We start from the raw sequence: 18769 nt of genomic DNA, 5'->3' as shown, positions 1-18769 counted from the left end.
CCGGCGGCCGCGCGCAAGAACGAAGGAGCCGCGTAGGGATTAGGGATAGGGAAACGATAAGCGGGCCGTCCGATTCCGGACGACCCGCTTATCTCCTGTGGAGCTAAGGAGAATTGAACTCCTGACCTCCTGCATGCCATGCAGGCGCTCTACCAACTGAGCTATAGCCCCGTGTTCTGTTATCCGCCGGGATCGGTTCGGGTCGTTTCCCTTGCCGGTTCCCCCTGGCGACATCGACAACATTACACGGAGACCCCCGCCACCTGCCAAATCGGCCGCCCGGCAGCACCGAAAACCTGGGCGAATGGGATAACATCGCCCACTATTCGCCCGATTTGTCACCCGTGGAACCGGAGTGCTCCTCGTGCCAGCCTGGCCCGGCCGCCCCGGCCGCCGCAGCACCCTGGCCGCCGCCGCGGGCTGTCTGGTCTCCTTCTGCCTCTTCCTCCTGGCCCAGCGGGCCTCCCACGTCGCCTCCATCGACGTCCTCGTCTACCGCGCCGAGGGGTGGACCGTGCGCACCGGCGGCGACCTCTACGCGATGCGCGCCACGCACCGCGGCCTGCCCGCCACCTACCCGCCCTTCGCCGCCCTCCTGTTCACCGCCCTGACCCTGCCCGGCACGACCGCGCTGCGCATCCTCACCGAGCTCGCCAACCTCGGCCTGCTGCTCGCCCTCGTCCACCTCTCCGTACGGCTCGTCGACGGGCGCCCGCGCGCCGCCGTGACGCTCACGGCGGCCGCCCTGTGCGTCTGGTGCGAGCCCGTGTGGCAGACCCTGCGCAACGGGCAGATCAACCTCCTCGTCGTCGTGCTGGTGCTGTGGGACCTGACGCGGCCCGCCGGCCACCGCTGGGCGGGCCTGGGCACCGGCCTCGCGACGGGCATCAAGCTCACCCCCGCCCTGTTCGTCGTCCACCTGGCGGCCACGGGCCTGGCCCGCCGGGCGGACGGCGCGGGCGGTGACGGCGGGGGCGGTACGGGCGACGCAGGCAAGGCAGCAGGCAAGGCAGGCAACGGACCGTGGCTGCGCCGGGCGGCCGTCGCCACCGCCGCCTTCGCCGGCACGGTGGCCCTCGCCGCGCTGGCCCTGCCGCACGACTCGCGCCGTTTCTGGACGGACGCCGTCTTCACCACCGAGCGGGTCGGTCACGCCGAGGGCACCGCCAACCAGTCGCTGCGCGGCGTCCTCGCCCGGTTGCTGCACACCGGCGACCCCGGCCCGTGGTGGGCGGTCACGGCGGTGGCCGTCACGGTGCTCGGCCTCACGGTCGCGGTCCGGACACAGCTGTCCGGGCCGCGGGCCGCCGCCTGGGGCGCCCTGTCCTGCGCGGCCACCGCACTGCTCGTCAGCCCCATCTCCTGGTCGCACCACTGGGTGTGGTGCGTTCCGGCCGGGCTGCTGCTCGCCCGCGAGGCGGCCGCCCGCGGCAGCCGCGTCTGGTGGGCGGGCACCGCGGTGGCCGCCGTGCTGTTCTGCTCCTACGTGCTGTGGCGGGTCCCCCACGGCGCGCAGCGGCCCGAACTCCGGCAGAACGGCGGCCAGATGCTGCTCGCCGCCGGCTACCCGGCGGCCGGGGCGGCCTTCCTCGCCCTGGCCGCCGCCCGGGCCGCGGGCACCGGGGCGCACCGCCCGGCGCGGGGCGGCCTCAGTGGCCGTGACCCCCGTGACCCCCATGGCCGCCGTGCTCCCCGTGATGGAACTTCAGTACCTCACCCGGCATCACCACGAACGGACGCATCATCCCCATGTCCTCGTGCTCCAGCAGGTGGCAGTGGTACATGAACCGGCCCCGCGCCCCGCGGAAGCGGCCGATCACGTTGACCATCTGCCCGGCCGGCACCTGGATCACGTCCTTCCAGCCCGCGTCGCCCTCCGACACCGGCGCCCGCCCCCCGAACTCCAGCGGCGTGCGCGTGCCGCCCAGGGCGGCGTCGAAGGGGCTCTGCGGGCCCGCGGGGTAGAGATCGCGACTGAGGACCTGAAAGTCGATCAGGTGGATGTGCATCGGGTGCGTCGGGCCGCCCAGGTTGAGGAAGCTCCACTGCTCCCAGCCGTCGTAGGTGACCATGAAGCCGAGGGCGTCGTCGAAGGACTGGGCGGCCCTGCGGTACGTCCGCAGCTTGCCGTCCGCGCCCTTGACCTGGATCACCCCCTCGCCAGGGATCTGTACGTCCCCCGGCTCGGCCTTCTGCATCTCCCACATGCCGGGGTGGGCGTTCCCGGCCGTGCCGGGCGGGACCAGCGCGATCAGCCGGTGCTCGTGCTCGGGCACCGTGTCGTGGGTGAGCCGCTCGAAGGAGCTGGAGATCACCGACGGCAGCACAAAGGGGTCGCGCTCCTCCTCGTCCGCCACCCGGAACTCCATGACCTGCGGGTACGGCACTCCCGGGGCCTCGTTGACCAGCCGGACGCGGCGGCCCCGCAGCAGCCCGAAGTCGATCAGCAGGTCCATCCGCTCGGCGGGCGCCACGGACAGCGGCCCGTCCAGCGGCAGCGGACGCGGCAGCAGCCCGCCGTCCGTGCCGATCTGCCAGGCGGCGCCCTGCACCGGCGCACCGGTCTCCTCGTCGATCAGCCGCAGCGCGTAGGTCCGCGCGTTGGAGCCGTTGAGCAGCCGGAAGCGGTACCACTGCGCCGTCACGTCCAGGTACGGCCAGATGACGCCGTTGACAAGGGTGTAGGGGCCGTTGAAGGACCGGGTGACGTTCTTGCCCTGGGCGTCCTTGCCGACGATCACGGTCTTGTGGAGCAGCCGGCCGGTCAGCTTGCCGTCCGGGTCCTGGTCGAGGTTGCGGTCCTGGATGATCAGCGGGATCTCGCGCTCGCCCGAGGGCAGGTGCAGCGCGTCCTCCTCGGCGTCCCGGACGAGGTACATCCCCGCAAGGCCCGCGTAAACGTTCCAGCGGGTGATGTCCATGGCGTGGTCGTGGTACCACCAGGCCACCGCACGGTGGTCGTTGGGATATTCGGAGAGCTGGCTGTCGCCCGGCGCGACGGCGTTCTCCGACCAGCCGTCGTTGCCGCCGCCGGTGGGCGCCCCGTGCAGGTGCGTCACCGTCCACGCGGGCAGCGCCGCGACGTCGGCCAGCGGTACGGCGCCGCTGCGGCCGGGCACGGTGTCGGGCGCCGGGGCGCCGGGCAGCTGCGCCGCCTCCACGGCGGTCACCGGGTGAGGGCCGGTGAGGCGGTTGCTCCAGGTGACGCGCAGCCTGCGGCCGCGGCGCACCTCGATGGTCGGTCCCGGAACGTGGCCTTCGTAGGCCCATACGCGGGTGGGCGGCAGCTGCGAGTGCAGCCGGACCCAGGTGGTGGTCTGTTCGATCTCGATGCCGCGGAGCGCTTCGGTCCGGCCGGGCCGCAGCACCGGCGGGACGCGCAGGGCGTCGAGAAAGGGTGTGAGTTCGGCCACGGCCTCTTCGGAGCCGGCCGGGCTGATGACGATTTCGGTCACGCGGTGTCCTCCGCATGCTTCCCCCGTACCGCCGGCCGTTCCCGGCGGCAGCTTCACCCCTCAGGACGCGTGCGCCTCTGGCGAGGTTGCCGGACATGAAGGAAATCCGGGGAAAAAACGGGAAACCACAGGTTCCGCCACCCTGTGGTGCGCGGTCGTGTGCGTTCCGGTCCGCGGCCGTTCAGGCCGGCGCCGGGGGCCTCCGCCCCCGGCCGGAGAGCCGTCAGGCCGTCGCGAAGGAGTAGAAGCGCTTGAGCGTGCAGTGCTCGTCCAGCAGCCGCCCGTAGATCGGCTCGCCTTCCAGCTCGCGGTAGGTCTCGATGGGGTCGCCTTTTATGATCAGCGCCCGTGCGCACTCCACGCACCAGTACTGGAAGGCCGAGTTGAGCGGTTCCATGTCACGGACGATCGGCGTGCCGCTGCCGCACCAGTCGCACTTCCGGCTGTGAGCACCCATGGGTCAGCCGTTCCCTCCCCTTCGGCCCGTCCTCCGCTCCCTGACGGTCGGATTCTGCCACGGGAATGTGCCCCCAAAGCAAACGATCCCGCCTCCGGTGAGGGAGACGGGATCGTTTCGAACTGTGGAGCTAAGGAGAATTGAACTCCTGACCTCCTGCATGCCATGCAGGCGCTCTACCAACTGAGCTATAGCCCCGCTGCTCTCAGGTCTTCCGGCGTTTTCCCCCGGCGTTCCCCGCGAACAAGAAGAACTTTAGCCTGCCACCTGCCCGGATGTGAAATCCGGGCCCCGGGAGCACCCCGGGGCACCCCGGAGGCGCTCAGTCGTCGTCGCCGAGCACCGGCTCGGGGAGCGTGCCCGCGTTGTGCTCCAGCAGGCGCCAGCCGCGCGCGCCCTCGCCCAGCACCGACCAGCAGCAGTTGGTGAGGCCGCCGAGCGCCTCCCAGGAGCGGGACTCCAGCTGGAGCAGCCGGCCGATGGTGGTGCGGATGGTGCCGCCGTGGCTGACGACGACGAGGGTGCCGTCGTCCGGCAGCTTCCCGGCCTGATCGAGGACCACCGGGGCGGCCCGGTCGGCGACCTCGGTCTCCAGCTCACCGCCGCCGCGCCGGACCGGCTCACCGCGCTTCCACGCCGCGTACTCCTCGCCGTGCCGCTCGATGATCTCGTCGTGCGTGAGGCCCTGCCACACGCCCGCGTACGTCTCGCGCAGCTCGGCGTGGGTGGTCACCGGCAGGCCCGTGACGACGGCGAGCTCGGCCGCCGTGGCCGTGGCCCGCCTGAGGTCCGAGGCGATGATCGCGTCCGGCCGGAGGCCGGCCAGCAGCCGGGCGGCCCGGCGCGCCTGCGCCACGCCGGTCCCGGTCAGCTCGATGTCCGTGGAGCCCTGGAAGCGGCGCTCCAGGTTCCAGGCGGTCTGGCCGTGCCGCCACAGGACGATGCGGCGGCCCCGGCCGCCGCTCTTGCCGCTGCTCAGCTCAGCTCACCGTCCGTGCCGTCGAAGCCCGCCTCCGCGCCCGTCTCGCGGGCGTGCTCCTCGCCCTTGCCGCGGGTCGCGACGGCGTCGGCGGGCAGCTCGATCTCCGGGCAGTCCTTCCACAGCCGCTCCAGGGCGTAGTAGACACGCTCCTCGCTGTGCTGCACGTGGACGACGATGTCGACGTAGTCGAGCAGCACCCAGCGGGCGTCGCGGTCGCCCTCACGGCGCACCGGCTTGGCGCCGAGCTCCTTGAGCAGGTGCTCCTCGATCTCGTCGACGATCGACTTGACCTGGCGGTCGTTGGGGGCCGAGGCCAGCAGGAAGGCGTCGGTGATCGACAGCACGTCGCTGACGTCGTACGCGATGATGTCGTGCGCGAGCTTGTCGGCGGCCGCCTGGGCGGCGGCCTTGATGAGCTCGATGGAGCGGTCAGTGGCGGTCACAAGCCATGCTTTCGTTGAAGAGGATCCGGGTACCCACCAAGGGTCTCACGACCCACCGGCGGCCCTCCTGGGCATTACGGGCGGCCCGCAGGCCGCGGCCGCCCGCTCAGCCCTTGTAGTCCTTGCCCAGGACCACGGTGACGTCGGCCGTCGTCGCGTCCTTCGCCTGCTTCACCGCGCCCGCGGGCAGCCCCAGCGTCTTGGCGACCTCCCTGGCCTCCGCCGCCCGCTTCTCGTCCGCGTAGAGCACCGCCGAGGCCGTCGCCGCGGATCCCGCCGTGCCGCCGTCGATCACGCTGTAGCCGCTGTTGACCAGCGTGATCTGCGCGGAGGTGGCGGCTCCCTTGCCGCCTGTGGCGTTCTTCACGCTCACCCGGGGCGCCGCGTTCCGGTCGGTGTTCCTCACCGTGCCGCCCAGGACCTCCTTGACGACGCCTCCGGTGGCCTTCTCACCGAGGGTGCCGTCCTTCTCCGCGGGCAGCAGCGCGGTGGCGTACGAGCCCTTGCGGGCCAGCGCCGCGATGTGGGCCAGGGAGGCGCCCAGCTGCTCGGTGGAGAGCGAGGGGTCGGGGATCTGCGCGAGCGACTCCACGGTGCGCGTGGCCGAGGCGCTGTCGTCCGGCACCTTCTTCAGCACCGCCTGCATGACCTGGCCGAACCGGGACAGCTGCTTGCCCTCGTCCTCGCCGGGCCCGCGGTAGGTGGCGTAGGCGACCGCCGTCCGGCCGCTCAGGCTCTGCGCGGTGCCGCGCCGGACCACCGGGCTGTCGCCGGGCTTCTCGCCGGGGACGTCGGTGTCGGTGTCGGTCTCGATGCCGCCGACGAGCTCGACGAGGTTCTCCAGGTAGGGGGTGTCCAGCCGCCAGCTGCCCTTGATGTCGGAGCCCAGCAGCGTGTTCAGGGCGTCGCGGGTGGCACCGGTACCGTCGTCCTGCACGGACTTGCCGAGCGTGGTGGAGCCGGCCCCGCCCTCCTTGGCGACGGCCAGGGTGTTCGGCAGCAGGACGGTGGTGGCCTTCTTGGTGGTCTCGTTGTCGACCAGCAGGGCGGTGGAGGAGCCGCCGCCGTGGGTCTGCCGCAGATGGACGACGATCACGTCGCGCTTCTGCCCCCCGCCGGCCGCGGCCGCGCTCTTCTTGTCGTCCGAGCCGGTGAGGAACAGATAGCCCGCCGCACCGCCCAGTGCGAGGACGAGCACCACGACGAGGGCGACGATCCGGTTGCGGCCCTTGCGCTTGCGCTCGTCGCGCCGCTCGGTGCGGCTCTCGCTGAACTTGAGCCAGTCGATGACGTCCTCGGAGTCCTCGTCGGGCTCCTCGATGAACGAGAACTGCTCGGTGCGGTAGTCCGCTGCCGCGGTGGGGACGGGCGCCGCCTCGCCGGGTGCCCGCCGCGGCTCCGGGATGCGCTGCTGCGCCTGCTGCGGCTGTTCCGGGGCGTACGGGGCATAGCCGTCGTAGCCGTCGTAGGTCTGCTGGACGGGCTGCTGGGCCTGCTGGGCGTACGGGTCGTAGCCGTACGCCGTCTGCTGCTGGAGGGGCTGCCCGTAAGCGTCATACACCCGCTCGGGCGCGTCCGGGTGGTACACCGGCTGCCCGTGGGCGTCGTAGCCGTACACCTGCGGCTGATGTGCGTACGGGTCCTGTCGGTCGTTCACCGGTTCCCCTCAGTGCCCCTGTTGTTGCGTGCCGCTCAGCGCCGGTAGAGCTTGCGCTTGTTGATGTAGCGCACCACACCGTCGGGGACCAGATACCAGACCGGGTCGCCCTGCGCCACGCGCGCGCGGCAGTCGGAGGAGGAGATCGCGAGGGCCGGCACCTCGACGAGGGAGACGCCGCCCTCCGGCAGCCCCGGGTTGGCCAGTATGTGGCCGGGCCGGGTCACGCCGATGAAGTGGGCCAGGGAGAACAGCTCCTCCGTGTCCCGCCAGGTCAGGATCTGGGACAGCGCATCGGCGCCGGTGATGAAGAACAGGTCCGAGTCGTCGTTGAGGGAGGCGAGCTCACGGAGCGTGTCCGTGGTGTACGTCGGCCCGCCGCGGTCGATGTCGATCCGGCTGACCGAGAACTGCGGGTTGGACGCCGTGGCGATCACCGTCATCAGATAGCGGTCCTCGGCCGGGGACACCTCCCGGTGGCTCTTCTGCCACGGCTGCCCGGTCGGTACGAAAACCACCTCGTCCAGGTGGAAACGCGCGGCCACCTCGCTCGCGGCGACCAGGTGGCCGTGGTGGATCGGGTCGAAGGTCCCGCCCATCACGCCGAGTCGCCGCTTCACGGGCCCTGTCTGCTCTCCCATGCGTGCAGACCCTACTGGGCGGGGCGGAGCGCCCGACCCGCAGGGACCGGCTCGCTCGCTCAGCGGTCGCGGTTGAAGCGGGTGGTGACCCACAGCAGGAGCAGCAGGATGACCAGGGCGGCGCCACCGGTCATGAAAGGGCTGATGCTGGGGTGCGTGTCGACGTGCTCGCCCTCGGAGGCGAGGGTGGCGAGGGCGGTGTGCGCTGAAGCGAAGGCAGTCATCGTCGGCAGGACCTATCCGGGACGGTAGCGGGCAGAGATTTCTGCCACATCGTATGCGGGGGCCGCCGCCGGGCTCACGCCGACTCCACGCTTTACGCCACGCGTCGGGGCGCGTCCGGGGCCCGCCGGGCCCCTTGCGTCCGTTTGCGTCAGTCCTTCTTGTAACCGCGCAGCAGGAACCAGGCCAGGAAGACGATCCCGACGACGCCGACGATGAGCACGGTGCGGATGACCACGCCCGGGCCCTGGTCGTCCTTGGAGACGGCGAGGAGCTCGGTGAGGCCCGGCTGGGCGGCAAGTGCATGCAGATGGGGCATGTCTCCACGGTAGCCCTGTCGGTGGCAGCGCCTAGGGTGGGGTCCGGAAGGTGCATACGCCGCCGAGGGGGTCTCGATGAGTGACAGCAGCAACGGCAGCCACGGCCACGCTCCGGAGGAGCGCCTGCCGGGGCGGCAGCGCAAGCGCTTCCCGGACATCTCGTCGCGCGCCTACGAACACCCGGCGGACCGCTCCGCCCTGGTGGCGCTGCGCAAGCTGAGCGGCTTCGACACGGTCTTCAAGGCGCTGAGCGGGCTGCTGCCCGAGCGCAGCCTGCGCCTGCTGTTCCTCTCGGATTCGGTGCGCGTCGGCGAGCAGCAGTTCCAGCACCTGCACACGATGCTCCTGGACGCCTGCTACATCCTGGACCTGCCGAAGGTCCCCCCGATGTACGTCACCCAGGACCCGCAGCCCAACGCCATGTGCATCGGCCTGGACGAGCCCGTCATCGTCGTGACGACGGGCCTGGTCGAGCTGCTGGACGAGGAGGAGATGCGGGCCGTCGTCGGCCACGAGGTGGGGCACGCCCTGTCCGGGCACGCCGTCTACCGCACGATCCTGCTGTTCCTGACGAACTTCGCGGTCAAGGTGGCCTGGATCCCGCTGGGCAACGTCGCGATCATGGCGATCGTGACGGCCCTGCGCGAGTGGTTCCGCAAGTCGGAGCTGTCCGCGGACCGGGCGGGCCTGCTGGTCGGGCAGGACGTCCGGGCGTCGATGCGCGGCCTGATGAAGATCGCCGGCGGTAACCACCTGCACGAGATGAACGTGGACGCGTTCCTCGCGCAGGCCGAGGAGTACGAGGCGGGCGGCGACCTGCGCGACTCCGTCCTGAAGATCATGAACATACTGCCGCGCAGCCACCCGTTCACGACGGTGCGGGCGGCGGAGCTGAAGAAGTGGTCCGAGAGCCGGGACTTCCAGCGGATCATGGACGGGCACTACCCGCGGCGCGCGGAGGACAAGGACACCTCGGTGACGGACTCCTTCCGGGAGTCCGCGAACCACTACGCGGAGTCGGTGCGGTCCAGCAAGGACCCGCTGATGGGGCTGGTGCGGGACATCGCGGGCGGCGCGGGTGACCTGGGCGGTCGGCTCAAGGACGTCTTCACGGGGCGCCCCGGGGGCCCGGCGAACGGTTCCCCGAAGGAGGGCCCGGAAAGCCCGCCGGAGGGCGGAGGAAAGGCCTAGCGGCCACGCCGGAGGCCGTTCGGCACCGCCGGACATGCCGGTGGGAGTTGCGCGCCGCTGCGGCGGCAAGAACTCTGCCGGGCTCGGCGAAGCCCGGCTAGCGCGCCGGCGGCGGCGCCGGCTGGGCGCTGGCCGCGAGCGAGCCGCACACCGCGGCGCCGGCCGACCCCGTGGCGTACGGGTCCGTGTCGCCCGGCACGGACCCGTCCGGCTTCTGGCCGGCCAGCAGCGGCCGCAGGTAGACCTCGTCGTCGGCCGAGCAGGACTCGGGCCCGGCCTGCACGTAGCTCTGGACCACGATCAGGTGGTGCTCCTGCAGCCCGTCCCGGTCGAAGCGGAACTTCATCGCCCGCCGCACGGTGAACAGCGAGGACTTGTCCGCGTCCGCGCCGTGGTCCGCGGAGGCCTTCGCCGGCCGCAGGGCGTAGACGAAGGTGTGGTCGGTCGTGACCTCCAGCGTGGCCGGTCCGCTCTCGGCTATGGAGAACACGCCGCGGGTGCGCACGGGGGTGTCGACGAGGGAGACCTGGGCGGGATCGAAGCGCACGAGCCAGCCGGTGGCCGCGTGCCGCCCGTCGTCGACGGGCCGGTCGAAGCTGCGATCGAACTGGTCGAGTTGGGCGGGATCCAGCAGCAGCCGGACGGTCCGCTGGCCGCCTCCGGTGAGGACGGCGGGGTCGAGGGCGGACTTCACCGTGTACTCCTTGGCGGCGGCGAGGGCCGCCATCACCTGGCTCTCGGAGAAGTGCGCGGTGCTGCGCGCGGCGGGCAGGTTGACGCCTTCGGCGCCCAGCCGGAACTGCGCGGCGGGGCTGTGCTCGAACAGCTCCTGCGCGCCGCCTCCGGGCACGGGGTCGTGCGGGGCGAGCGGGACGAGCGTGGCCCGCATGGGCTCGGCGGAGGGCACGACCGGGTCCTTGTAGGGATGGCGCAATCCCATATAGACGGCCGTACCGAAGGCCAGGGCTATGAGGATCACCAGGACGATCACCTGGCGTGAGGTGCTGACCCGGGACCACACGTGCCGGTTACGGACGGCGAGCGCGTGGTCACCCATGCGCTCGCTGGCCGAGAGCTCCTGGAGCCGGGCAGCGCGGACGAACGATTCGTCGAAGACGACGGATCGGTACTCGTCGTCCCCACCTGCCGGGACACCCTCGGGCGTGCCCTCAGGTGGGTCTCCAGGCCCGTCCATACATCAAGAGTAGGTCTGCCGGGGCTTCGATAAACGCCCTGGTACACGACAAGTTCCGAAGAAAATCTGCCTGCCGGGGGCACGCACATATGTGCTGGTCACAGCGGTTGCGGGGGGTGAGCCCCTGGCCCGGGGCCGGGTGGCTTCCCCGGTCCCGCTCAGGGCCGGGGCACCGCCGAGGCCACCGGAGGCTCGGAATCCGCCGATACGGACGGCAGCGGGCCCGGCCGTGCCCCCGCCGGGGCGTCCACCCCGGTGGTCGCGGGCGGCGGATCGGAGCTCGGCCGATTGCCCGAGGAGGCGCTGCGGTAGACGGCGGCGAAGGCGAGGGCCACCACGCCTATGCCCATCACCACGGCGAGCACCCAGGCCACCGGCCGGTGCCAGCGGGCATGGCCCCGGTAGGGCCGCCGGGGGGCGCCGTGGCGGCCGTACGGCCCGTAGGCGTCATCGGGGTCGAGGTCGTGGGTGAGGGTGGGCCAGGTGCCCGCACGGCCCGGGTGGTACCCGGGCGCGGCGCCGCCGAAGCCGTCCTCGTAGTCGTCGTAGGGATCGTCGTCGGCGGGGCCTGCGCCGGACCGGGAGCGCTGAGCGGACTGCGAGGTCTCGCTCTCGGCGCGGGCCCGGTCGGCGGCGAGCATCCGCTCGACCGCTGAGGGCTCGTGGATCCTGGCGGACCGCACGAACTCCTCGTCGAAGACCACGGAGGCGAAGGGGTCGTCCCGATCGTCCCCGCTGCGGTAGCTGTCGGGCTCCTCGCCGTCCGGGAACGGCTGGCCCCCCACGTCGTCCGGCACCCGTCCAGCGTAGCCCCGGAAGGGTCAATCCGTGCGGCCCGTAGGGGAATTCAGCTCGCGGGCAGCCCGCCGCCGCGCACGTGCCCGTCGCCCGTGACGATGTACTTCGTCGAGGTCAGCTCGGGCAGGCCCATCGGGCCGCGCGCGTGGAGCTTCTGCGTGGAGATGCCGATCTCGGCGCCGAAGCCGAACTGGCTGCCGTCCGTGAACCGTGTCGAGGCGTTGACCGCGACCGTCGTCGAGTCCACGAGCTGGGTGAAGCGGCGGGCGGCGGCCTGCGACGTGGTGACGATGGCCTCGGTGTGGCCGGAGGACCACAGCCGGATGTGGCGGACGGCGGCGTCCAGGTCGTCCACGACCGCCGCGGCGATGTCGTACGAGAGGTACTCGGTCTCCCAGTCCTCGACGGTCGCCGGCACCACGGTGGCCGGGCTGCCCTCGGCCAGCGCGAGGACGCGCTCGCAGCCGTGCACCGTCACCCCGGCCTCGGCCAGGGCGGCGAGCGCCTTCGGCAGGAACTCCTGCGCGATGTCCCGGTGGACGAGCAGGGTCTCGGCGGCGTTGCACACGCTCACGCGCTGCGCCTTGGAGTTGACGAGGATGTCCACCGCCATGTCCAGGTCGGCCTGCGCGTCCACGTACACGTGGCAGTTGCCGGTGCCCGTCTCGATGACCGGGACCGTGGACTCCTCCACGACCGTACGGATCAGGGAGGCGCCGCCGCGCGGGATCAGCACGTCGACCATGCCGCGGGCGCGCATCAGCTCGCGCACCGACTCGCGGCTCTCGCCCGGCACCAGCTGCACGGCGTCGGCCGGCAGGCCCGCGCCGCCCACGGCGTCGCGGATGACGCGCACGAGCGCGGTGTTGGAGGCGTACGCGGAGGAGGAGCCCCGCAGCAGGACGGCGTTGCCCGACTTCAGGCACAGCGCGGCCGCGTCCACGGTCACATTGGGCCGGGCCTCGTAGATGATCCCGACGACGCCGAGCGGCACCCGGACCTGCCGCAGGTCGATGCCGTTGGGGAGGGTGGAGCCGCGGACGACCTCGCCCACGGGGTCGGGCAGGGCCACGACGTCCCGGACGTCCTTGGCGATGGCCCGCACCCGCTCGGGGGTGAGGGTCAGGCGGTCGACCACGCTCTCGCTCGTACCGGCGGCACGGGCCTTGGCCACGTCCTCGGCGTTGGCGTCGACGATCTCCTTCGTCCGCACCTCAAGGGCGTCGGCGATGGCCAGCAGCGCCTCGTCCTTCACCGAGCGCGGCAGTGGCGCGAGCTCCGCGGCGGCGCCACGGGCGCGGTAGGCGGCGCGCAGCACCGGGGACTGCGGCATCGGGTCGGCGAGGGGGGAGGGGAAAACGCTGCTCATGGCTCGAAGGGTAATCGTGCGGGGCCGGGGGCCACCACGTGTTCCGGACTGTGGACGTCCTGCGGCCCGCCGCTCAGAACGGGTGCACCCCCACCGGCGTGGCCGGAAGCGGGCCGTAGCCCTCCGCGATGCGCTGGTGGTAGGTCTCCCGGTCGATGACCTCCAGGCCCACGATCTCCCACGGCGGGAGCCGGGCCGTGGAGCGGTGCTCGCCCCACAGCCGGAGCGCGACCGCCGCGGCGTCGTGCAGATCGCGCGCCTCCTCCCAGTACCGGATCTCGGCGTGGTCCTGGGCATAGCGGCTGGTCAGCAGAAAGGGATGGTCGTGGGCGAGCTGCTCCAGCGCGCGCCGGACCTCGGCGAGCGGCGCCTCGGCCCCCGAGACGCTGAGGGTGATGTGCCACAGCCGGGACACTTCCACCGCATCGCCCCCGCCCCCACCGCCGATGCTGGTCAGTGTGCGCGGCTCCGTGCGCGGCTCCCCCACGGCCCCGCGGGCCTGGGCGGAGGAGCCCACAGCCGTGGCCGGGGGCGTACCTCCAGCGCGGGGCAGCGCCCCTGGGCGCCCTCGTCTCACCGGCGGCCTCCTGTTGCTCGCTGCTCCGCGTGCGTGCGGCGGAGCGGTGGTGCGCGGGAACCCGCCTGCCCGGAACGGCGCCCCGCATGTGCCTCGCATCAAAGTTGACCAGTCTGCGGGCGGCTGCGTGGCGTTTTTACGGAAAGGCCCCATGGAAAGGCTGGACTTACCACACTCTGTCGTCACCCTGTCGCGCGTTGTTCGACGCCCGTCAACGGCACAGCACGATGAGGCCTGTCAACGGCGCAGCACGACGAGGTCGTCGCGGTGCACGACCTCGCGCTCGTACTCGGGCCCCAGCTCCCTGGCCAGGTCGCGGGTGGAGCGGCCGAGCAGCTGGGGGATCTCCGCCGCGTCGAAGGCCACCAGCCCTCGTGCGACGGCCCGGCCCGCGGCGTCGCGCAGCTCGACCGGATCGCCCGCGCTGAATTCGCCCTCGACCCGGGCGATGCCCGCGGGCAGCAGGGAGCCGGTGCCGTCGACCACGGCCCGTACGGCGCCGTCGTCGAGTGTCAGGGCGCCGCGCGGCGTGGAGGCGTGGGCGAGCCACAGCAGGCGGTCGGCGGAGCGGCGCCCGGTGCGGTGGAAGAACGTGCCGGTGGGGCGGCCCGCGAGGGCGTCCGCGGCCTGGCTGGCCGAGGTCAGGACGACCGGGATGCCGGCGGCGGCCGCGATCCGGGCGGCGTCGACCTTGGTGACCATGCCGCCGGTGCCCACGCCGGCCTTGCCCGCGCTGCCGATCGAGATGCCCTCCAGGTCCTTCGGCCCGGTGACCTCGTCGATCCGCGAGGTGCCCGGCGTGGACGGGTCGCCGTCGTAGAGACCGTCCACGTCGGAGAGGAGCACCAGCAGGTCGGCCCGTACGAGGTGGGCCACGAGGGCGGCCAGCCGGTCGTTGTCGCCGAAGCGGATCTCGTCCGTGGCCACGGTGTCGTTCTCGTTGACGACCGGGACCGCGCCCATGGCCAGCAGCTGGTCCAGCGTCCGGCGGGCGTTGCGGTAGTGCGCGCGGCGGCTGGTGTCGTCCGTCGTGAGGAGCACCTGTCCCACGCGCCGGCCGTAACGGGCGAACGACGCGGTGTAACGGGCCACGAGGAGGCCCTGGCCGACGCTGGCGGCGGCCTGCTGGCGCGCCAGGTCGCGCGGGCGCCGGTCGAGGCCCAGCGGGGCCAGGCCGGCCGCGATCGCGCCGGAGGAGACCAGCACGACCTCCTTCTCGCCGGTGGCCTTGGCGAGCGTGTCGACCAGCGCGTCAACGCGGTCGGCGTCCAGCCCTCCGCCCGCGGTGGTGAGCGAGGAGGACCCCACCTTGACCACGATCCTGCGGGCCCCCGCCACGGCCGCCGCGCGGGCCCCTTGCTGCTCCCCTGCCCCAGTCACTGCACACACCTCGGGTGATCGCCGGTCGCCCGCCTCTTCCGGGCTGCCTCAGGCCCGCAAATCTACCGTCTGAGATTGTGGTCGTTCGGCCCTGTTTTGCGATGATTGCCGTCACGGAAGATTGCTCGTGGACCGGCCCGCGTCATACGGTCGGTAGTCGACCGTTGCCCAGGCACGGTTCCCCCACGCCCACCCGCCCCCCCTCTAGTCCGCCTGCCAGGAGCCCTCCCAGTGCCTTCTGCCGGAACAGCCTCCCGACGCGCCGTCCAGGCCGCGGCGCTGATCGCGATGCTGGTGTTCTTCGCCACGCAGCTCGTCGGCGCCCTGCTGCCCAACGTGCCGTTGCTGATCGCCGCCTCCGCGGCGGGGCTCGCCCTCGATCTCTACCTGCAGCACCGTGACCCCGGTCTCGTCGCCGTCCTCGGCAAGGTCCGCTTCGACGTCATGGTCCGGCAGCTGCTGCGCGACATGCTGGTCCTCCTCGGGCTGCTGCGGCTCCAGGGCGACGGCTCGCTGCGCGGATACGCCCCCGTCTTCGTCGGGCTCGTCCTCTTCTACGCCGCGCACCTCGCCTGCCAGGCCACCGCGATCCTGGTCCGGCGCAGCCGCACGCTGCCCTTCGTGACGCGCAACATCGACACCTCCGGCCTGCGCCTGACCGCCGCCCCGCCGCGTCTGCTGGCCCGCCAGCACGGCCGCCGGCTGCTGCGCTTCGCGATCCCGGCCACCGCGGGCCTGCTGGTCACCGTCGGCACCGAGAAGCCCCTGTGGGGCGTGCTCGGCGTCGGCGCGGCCTTCCTGCTCGCCGCCGGCGGCACGCTCCACCTCGCGGGCTGGCTGCGGCCGAAGAAGCGCATCGCCAGCGAGCAGCGCGCCCTGGAGTGGCTCGACCGCTGGCTGGCCGACTACAAGCCCTCCGCCGGCATGTACTTCTCGGGCGGCACCACCTCGGCCTACCAGGCCAACATGTGGCTCTCCACCCTCGCCGCGCTCGACGGCAACCCCGTGATCGTGCTCCGCGAGCGCTTCATGGTGCAGAAGATCGAGGCCACCGACGTGCCGATCATCTGCATCCCCAAGGTCGTCCACCTGATGGCCCTGGAGAAGTCCTCGCTGAAGATGATGATCCACCCGGCGAACTCCGGTAAGACCTCGCAGGTCCTGCGGATGCCGTCGATCAAGCACGCCTTCATCAACCACGGCGAGAGCGACAAGCTCTCCAGCTGCAACCCGTACTCCAAGGCGTACGACGAGATCTGGGTCGCCGGCCCCGCCGCCCGCGAGCGCTACCAGCTCGCCGACATCGGCGTCGACGACCGCGACGTCGTCGAGGTCGGCCGCCCGCAGCTGGCGCCGATCCGGCCGTACGCGGGCGCGCCCACGCGCGAGTTCACCACCGTGCTGTACGCCCCCACGTGGGAGGGCTGGGACGGCAACCCCGGCAACACCTCGGTGATGCTCGCCGGCGAGAACATCGTCCGCGCGCTCCTCGCCGACCCCAAGGTGCGCCTGCTCTACAAGCCGCACCCGATGACCGGCTCCGTCGACCCGCGCGCGGGCCGTGCCAACGAGCGCATCCAGGCCATGATCCGCGAGGCCGTCGCCGCGCGGACCGGCGCCCGCCCGGGCCCGGAGGCCGCCGCCGAGCTGGCCCGCCGCACGACCGAGCTCGACCGCCTGACGACGAGCACGTTCCGCGACAGCGCGGACGAGATCGAGCGGATGATGCTCCAGGGCACCCCCGAGGCGGGCCGCGCCGCGACCGTCGAGGCCGCCACCGCCGCCTGGGAGGCCGCCTACTGGGCCTCCCTGCCGGAGTGGGAGCACCAGATCATCACCACCGCCCGCCCGGCGCTCTTCAGCTGCTTCAACGAGGCGGACGTCCTGATCAGCGACGTGTCGAGCGTCGTCTCGGACTACCTGATCAGCGAGAAGCCGTACGCCGTCGCGAACACCAGCGGCATGACCGAGGAGGAGTTCCGCACGAACTTCCCGACCGTCAGCGCGGCGACCATCCTCACCCCGGAAGCCGGGGAGGTCGCGGGGCTGCTCGCGGCCGTCCGCGACCCCCGCCTGGACGGCCTCGCCGAGGCCCGCGCCGAGCTCAAGGTCCAGCTGCTCGGCCCGTCCGACCCGCCGTCGCTCGTCCGCTTCAACGCGGCGGCGCTGGCGCTCGCCGCGGAGGCGGACGCCCGCCGCGCACGGATGGAGGCACGCGCCTCCGAGATCCCGACACAGCGCGAGGCGGACACGGCTGCCGCCGTGTAACGCCGCGTCACCTTCGTGCCCCGTAAGGGGCGCGGGGCTGTGCCGATCTGCGGCTCCGCCGCGTGGGCGCGACCGGTCGGCGCGCGGCACCACGCCCCGTAAGGGGCGCGGGGAACTGCGCGAGCAACCACAGTCGGCCCGCAGCCGACGTAGCACCTGGCCTCCGGCCATACGTAAGGCCCCCGGGAGGGATCTCCCGGGGGCCTTACGTGTCAGTCACGGCCCAATGAGCCTGCGCGCTGCGCCAGTCGGGCGGCTGCGGGCCGCCTTCGGCTGGTCGCGCAGTTCCCCGCGCCCCTTACGGGGCGCACGGACGCGCCCTGCGCGGAGCCGTTAGAACGGGTTGAACTCGTCGAACTCGCGGTCCGCCTCGTCCCGCTCCGCGTCACGGTCACGGCGCCGCTGCGCCGCAGGCCGCGGCGCCTCAAGGCGGTGGTCCTCGCCACGGCGGCCCAGCATCTCCGCACCGGCGGCCATCGACGGCTCCCAGTCGAAGACGACCGCGTCGTCCTCGGAGCCGATGGCGACGCCGTCGCCCGCGCGGGCACCGGCCTTCATCAGCTCCTCCTCGACGCCGAGGCGGTTGAGGCGGTCGGCCAGGTAGCCGACGGCCTCGTCGTTGTTGAAGTCGGTCTGGCGCACCCAGCGCTCCGGCTTCTCGCCGCGCACGCGGTAGAGGCCGTCCTCCTCCAGGGTGACGGTGAAGCCCGCGTCGTCGACGGCCTTCGGGCGGATGACGATGCGGGTCGCCTCCTCCTTCGGCTTGGCGGCGCGCGCCTCGGCGACGATGCCGGCCAGCGCGAAGGACAGCTCCTTCAGGCCCTGCCGGGAGACGGCCGAGACCTCGAAGATGCGGTAGCCGCGGGCCTCCAGGTCCGGACGGATCATGTCCGCGAGGTCCTGGCCGTCGGGGATGTCGACCTTGTTGAGGACGACGATGCGCGGCCGGTCCTCCAGACCGCCGTACTGCTGCAGCTCCGCCTCGATGACGTCGAGGTCGGTCAGCGGGTCGCGCTCGGACTCCAGCGTGGCGGTGTCCAGCACGTGCACGAGCACCGAGCAGCGCTCGACGTGGCGCAGGAACTCCAGGCCGAGGCCCTTGCCCTGGCTGGCGCCGGGGATCAGGCCGGGCACGTCGGCGATGGTGTAGACGGTGGCACCGGCCGTGACCACGCCCAGGTTCGGGACGAGCGTGGTGAAGGGGTAGTCGGCGATCTTCGGCTTGGCCGCGGAGAGCACCGAGATCAGCGAGGACTTGCCGGCGCTCGGGTAGCCGACGAGGGCCACGTCGGCGACGGTCTTGAGCTCCAGGACGACGTCGCCGGTCTGGCCGGGCTCGCCCAGCAGGGCGAAGCCGGGCGCCTTGCGGCGGGCCGAGGCCAGCGCGGCGTTGCCGAGGCCGCCGCGGCCGCCCTGGGCGGCGATGTAGGTGGTGCCCTCGCCGACGAGGTCGGCCAGGACGTTGCCCTTGGCGTCGAGGACGACGGTGCCGTCCGGGACGGGCAGGACGAGGTCGGAGCCGTCCTTGCCGGAGCGGTTGCCGCCCTCGCCGGGCTTGCCGTTGGTGGCCTTGCGGTGGGGGCTGTGGTGGTACTCCAGCAGGGTGGTGACGGACTGGTCCACGACCAGGATCACGTCGCCGCCACGGCCGCCGTTGCCACCGTCCGGGCCGCCGAGCGGCTTGAACTTCTCACGGTGAACGGAGGCGCAGCCGTGGCCTCCGTTACCCGCGGCGACGTGCAGCTCGACGCGGTCCACGAAGGTGGTCATAGCGGTGTGCCTCCAGGTACATACGGGATTGTCTCTGTTGTAAC

Annotated in this window: 16 protein-coding genes, 2 tRNA genes and 1 pseudogene; 3 read left to right on the top strand and 16 right to left on the bottom strand. The window is 72.3% G+C overall.

All coding sequences use genetic code 11. The features are described 5' to 3' along the window. Positions 1 to 98 precede the first annotated feature (98 nt). Positions 99 to 171 (bottom strand) — tRNA-Ala (locus tag IE241_RS07150). Positions 172 to 355: 184 nt separating this feature from the next. Here IE241_RS07150 and IE241_RS07145 point away from each other — a divergent pair. Beyond that, positions 356 to 1612: pseudogene (locus IE241_RS07145) on the top strand (glycosyltransferase 87 family protein); the annotation flags it as partial. A 37-nt stretch (positions 1613 to 1649) separates the two neighbouring features. Here the strand turns inward: IE241_RS07145 and phsA are convergent. From phsA to IE241_RS07100, 9 genes are all read right to left on the bottom strand, one after another. Then, positions 1650 to 3455, bottom strand: coding sequence for an O-aminophenol oxidase PhsA (gene phsA, locus IE241_RS07140; protein ID WP_190020760.1), 1806 nt, complete (start codon positions 3453 to 3455; stop codon positions 1650 to 1652). A 223-nt stretch (positions 3456 to 3678) separates the two neighbouring features. Beyond that, a complete protein-coding gene (locus tag IE241_RS07135; RefSeq protein ID WP_058044482.1) occupies positions 3679 to 3912 on the bottom strand; it encodes a hypothetical protein in 234 nt (77 codons plus the stop codon). 125 nt (positions 3913 to 4037) lie between these two features. Next, positions 4038 to 4110 (bottom strand) — tRNA-Ala (locus IE241_RS07130). A gap of 124 nt (positions 4111 to 4234) precedes the next feature. Then, positions 4235 to 4891, bottom strand: a complete 657-nt coding sequence (locus IE241_RS07125) for a histidine phosphatase family protein (protein WP_190021078.1) — start codon at positions 4889 to 4891, stop codon at positions 4235 to 4237. Next, positions 4888 to 5337, bottom strand: a complete 450-nt coding sequence (gene rsfS / locus IE241_RS07120; RefSeq protein WP_190020759.1) for a ribosome silencing factor — start codon at positions 5335 to 5337, stop codon at positions 4888 to 4890. The genes IE241_RS07125 and rsfS overlap by 4 nt, the downstream gene beginning before the upstream one ends. A gap of 106 nt (positions 5338 to 5443) precedes the next feature. Further along, positions 5444 to 6994: an LCP family protein gene (locus tag IE241_RS07115; protein ID WP_190020758.1), complete on the bottom strand. Its 1551-nt coding sequence runs from the start codon at positions 6992 to 6994 to the stop codon at positions 5444 to 5446. Between the two features lie 35 nt (positions 6995 to 7029). Continuing rightward, the gene (gene nadD / locus IE241_RS07110; RefSeq protein WP_190020757.1) at positions 7030 to 7635 is read right to left on the bottom strand and encodes a nicotinate-nucleotide adenylyltransferase; all 606 of its coding nucleotides are present in this window, start codon (positions 7633 to 7635) and stop codon (positions 7030 to 7032) included. 59 nt (positions 7636 to 7694) lie between these two features. Further along, on the bottom strand, positions 7695 to 7859 hold the full coding sequence (locus tag IE241_RS07105; protein ID WP_189383120.1) for a hypothetical protein: 165 nt from the start codon (positions 7857 to 7859) through the stop codon (positions 7695 to 7697). Between the two features lie 149 nt (positions 7860 to 8008). Further along, entirely contained in the window at positions 8009 to 8176 is a 168-nt protein-coding gene (locus tag IE241_RS07100) for a hypothetical protein (RefSeq protein WP_190020756.1), read from the bottom strand. Positions 8177 to 8252: 76 nt separating this feature from the next. On the opposite strand from IE241_RS07100, the gene IE241_RS07095 reads away from it, so the two are divergent. Continuing rightward, complete coding sequence (locus IE241_RS07095; protein WP_190020755.1) at positions 8253 to 9368, top strand: M48 family metallopeptidase; 1116 nt, start codon at positions 8253 to 8255, stop codon at positions 9366 to 9368. Positions 9369 to 9465: 97 nt separating this feature from the next. On the opposite strand, the gene IE241_RS07090 is transcribed toward IE241_RS07095, so the two are convergent. The 5 genes from IE241_RS07090 to proB all read right to left on the bottom strand — a co-directional run bounded on the left by IE241_RS07090 (position 9466) and on the right by proB (position 14645). Then, a complete protein-coding gene (locus tag IE241_RS07090; RefSeq protein WP_190020754.1) occupies positions 9466 to 10563 on the bottom strand; it encodes an SCO2583 family membrane protein in 1098 nt (365 codons plus the stop codon). A gap of 158 nt (positions 10564 to 10721) precedes the next feature. Then, complete coding sequence (locus tag IE241_RS07085) at positions 10722 to 11360, bottom strand: SCO2584 family spore wall biosynthesis protein (protein WP_190020753.1); 639 nt, start codon at positions 11358 to 11360, stop codon at positions 10722 to 10724. A gap of 50 nt (positions 11361 to 11410) precedes the next feature. Beyond that, positions 11411 to 12730: a glutamate-5-semialdehyde dehydrogenase gene (locus IE241_RS07080; RefSeq protein WP_190020752.1), complete on the bottom strand. Its 1320-nt coding sequence runs from the start codon at positions 12728 to 12730 to the stop codon at positions 11411 to 11413. Between the two features lie 73 nt (positions 12731 to 12803). Beyond that, positions 12804 to 13187 (bottom strand): DUF8830 family protein, encoded by a 384-nt coding sequence (locus IE241_RS07075; protein WP_229898950.1) that lies wholly within the window; start codon positions 13185 to 13187, stop codon positions 12804 to 12806. A 357-nt stretch (positions 13188 to 13544) separates the two neighbouring features. Further along, positions 13545 to 14645, bottom strand: coding sequence for a glutamate 5-kinase (proB, locus tag IE241_RS07070; protein ID WP_190021076.1), 1101 nt, complete (start codon positions 14643 to 14645; stop codon positions 13545 to 13547). Positions 14646 to 14918: 273 nt separating this feature from the next. Between proB and IE241_RS07065 the strand changes: the two genes are divergently transcribed. Then, positions 14919 to 16955 (top strand): CDP-glycerol glycerophosphotransferase family protein, encoded by a 2037-nt coding sequence (locus IE241_RS07065; protein WP_190020751.1) that lies wholly within the window; start codon positions 14919 to 14921, stop codon positions 16953 to 16955. A 333-nt stretch (positions 16956 to 17288) separates the two neighbouring features. On the opposite strand, the gene obgE is transcribed toward IE241_RS07065, so the two are convergent. Next, positions 17289 to 18725, bottom strand: coding sequence for a GTPase ObgE (obgE, locus tag IE241_RS07060; RefSeq protein WP_190020750.1), 1437 nt, complete (start codon positions 18723 to 18725; stop codon positions 17289 to 17291). Between the last annotated feature and the right edge of the window lie 44 nt (positions 18726 to 18769).

It is taken from the genome of Streptomyces hiroshimensis, assembly GCF_014650335.1.
GTDB classification, from domain to species: Bacteria; Actinomycetota; Actinomycetes; order Streptomycetales; family Streptomycetaceae; genus Streptomyces; species Streptomyces hiroshimensis.
The sequence above is the reverse complement of the archived record's forward strand: the minus strand, read 5'-3'. Positions and strand labels throughout refer to the sequence as shown.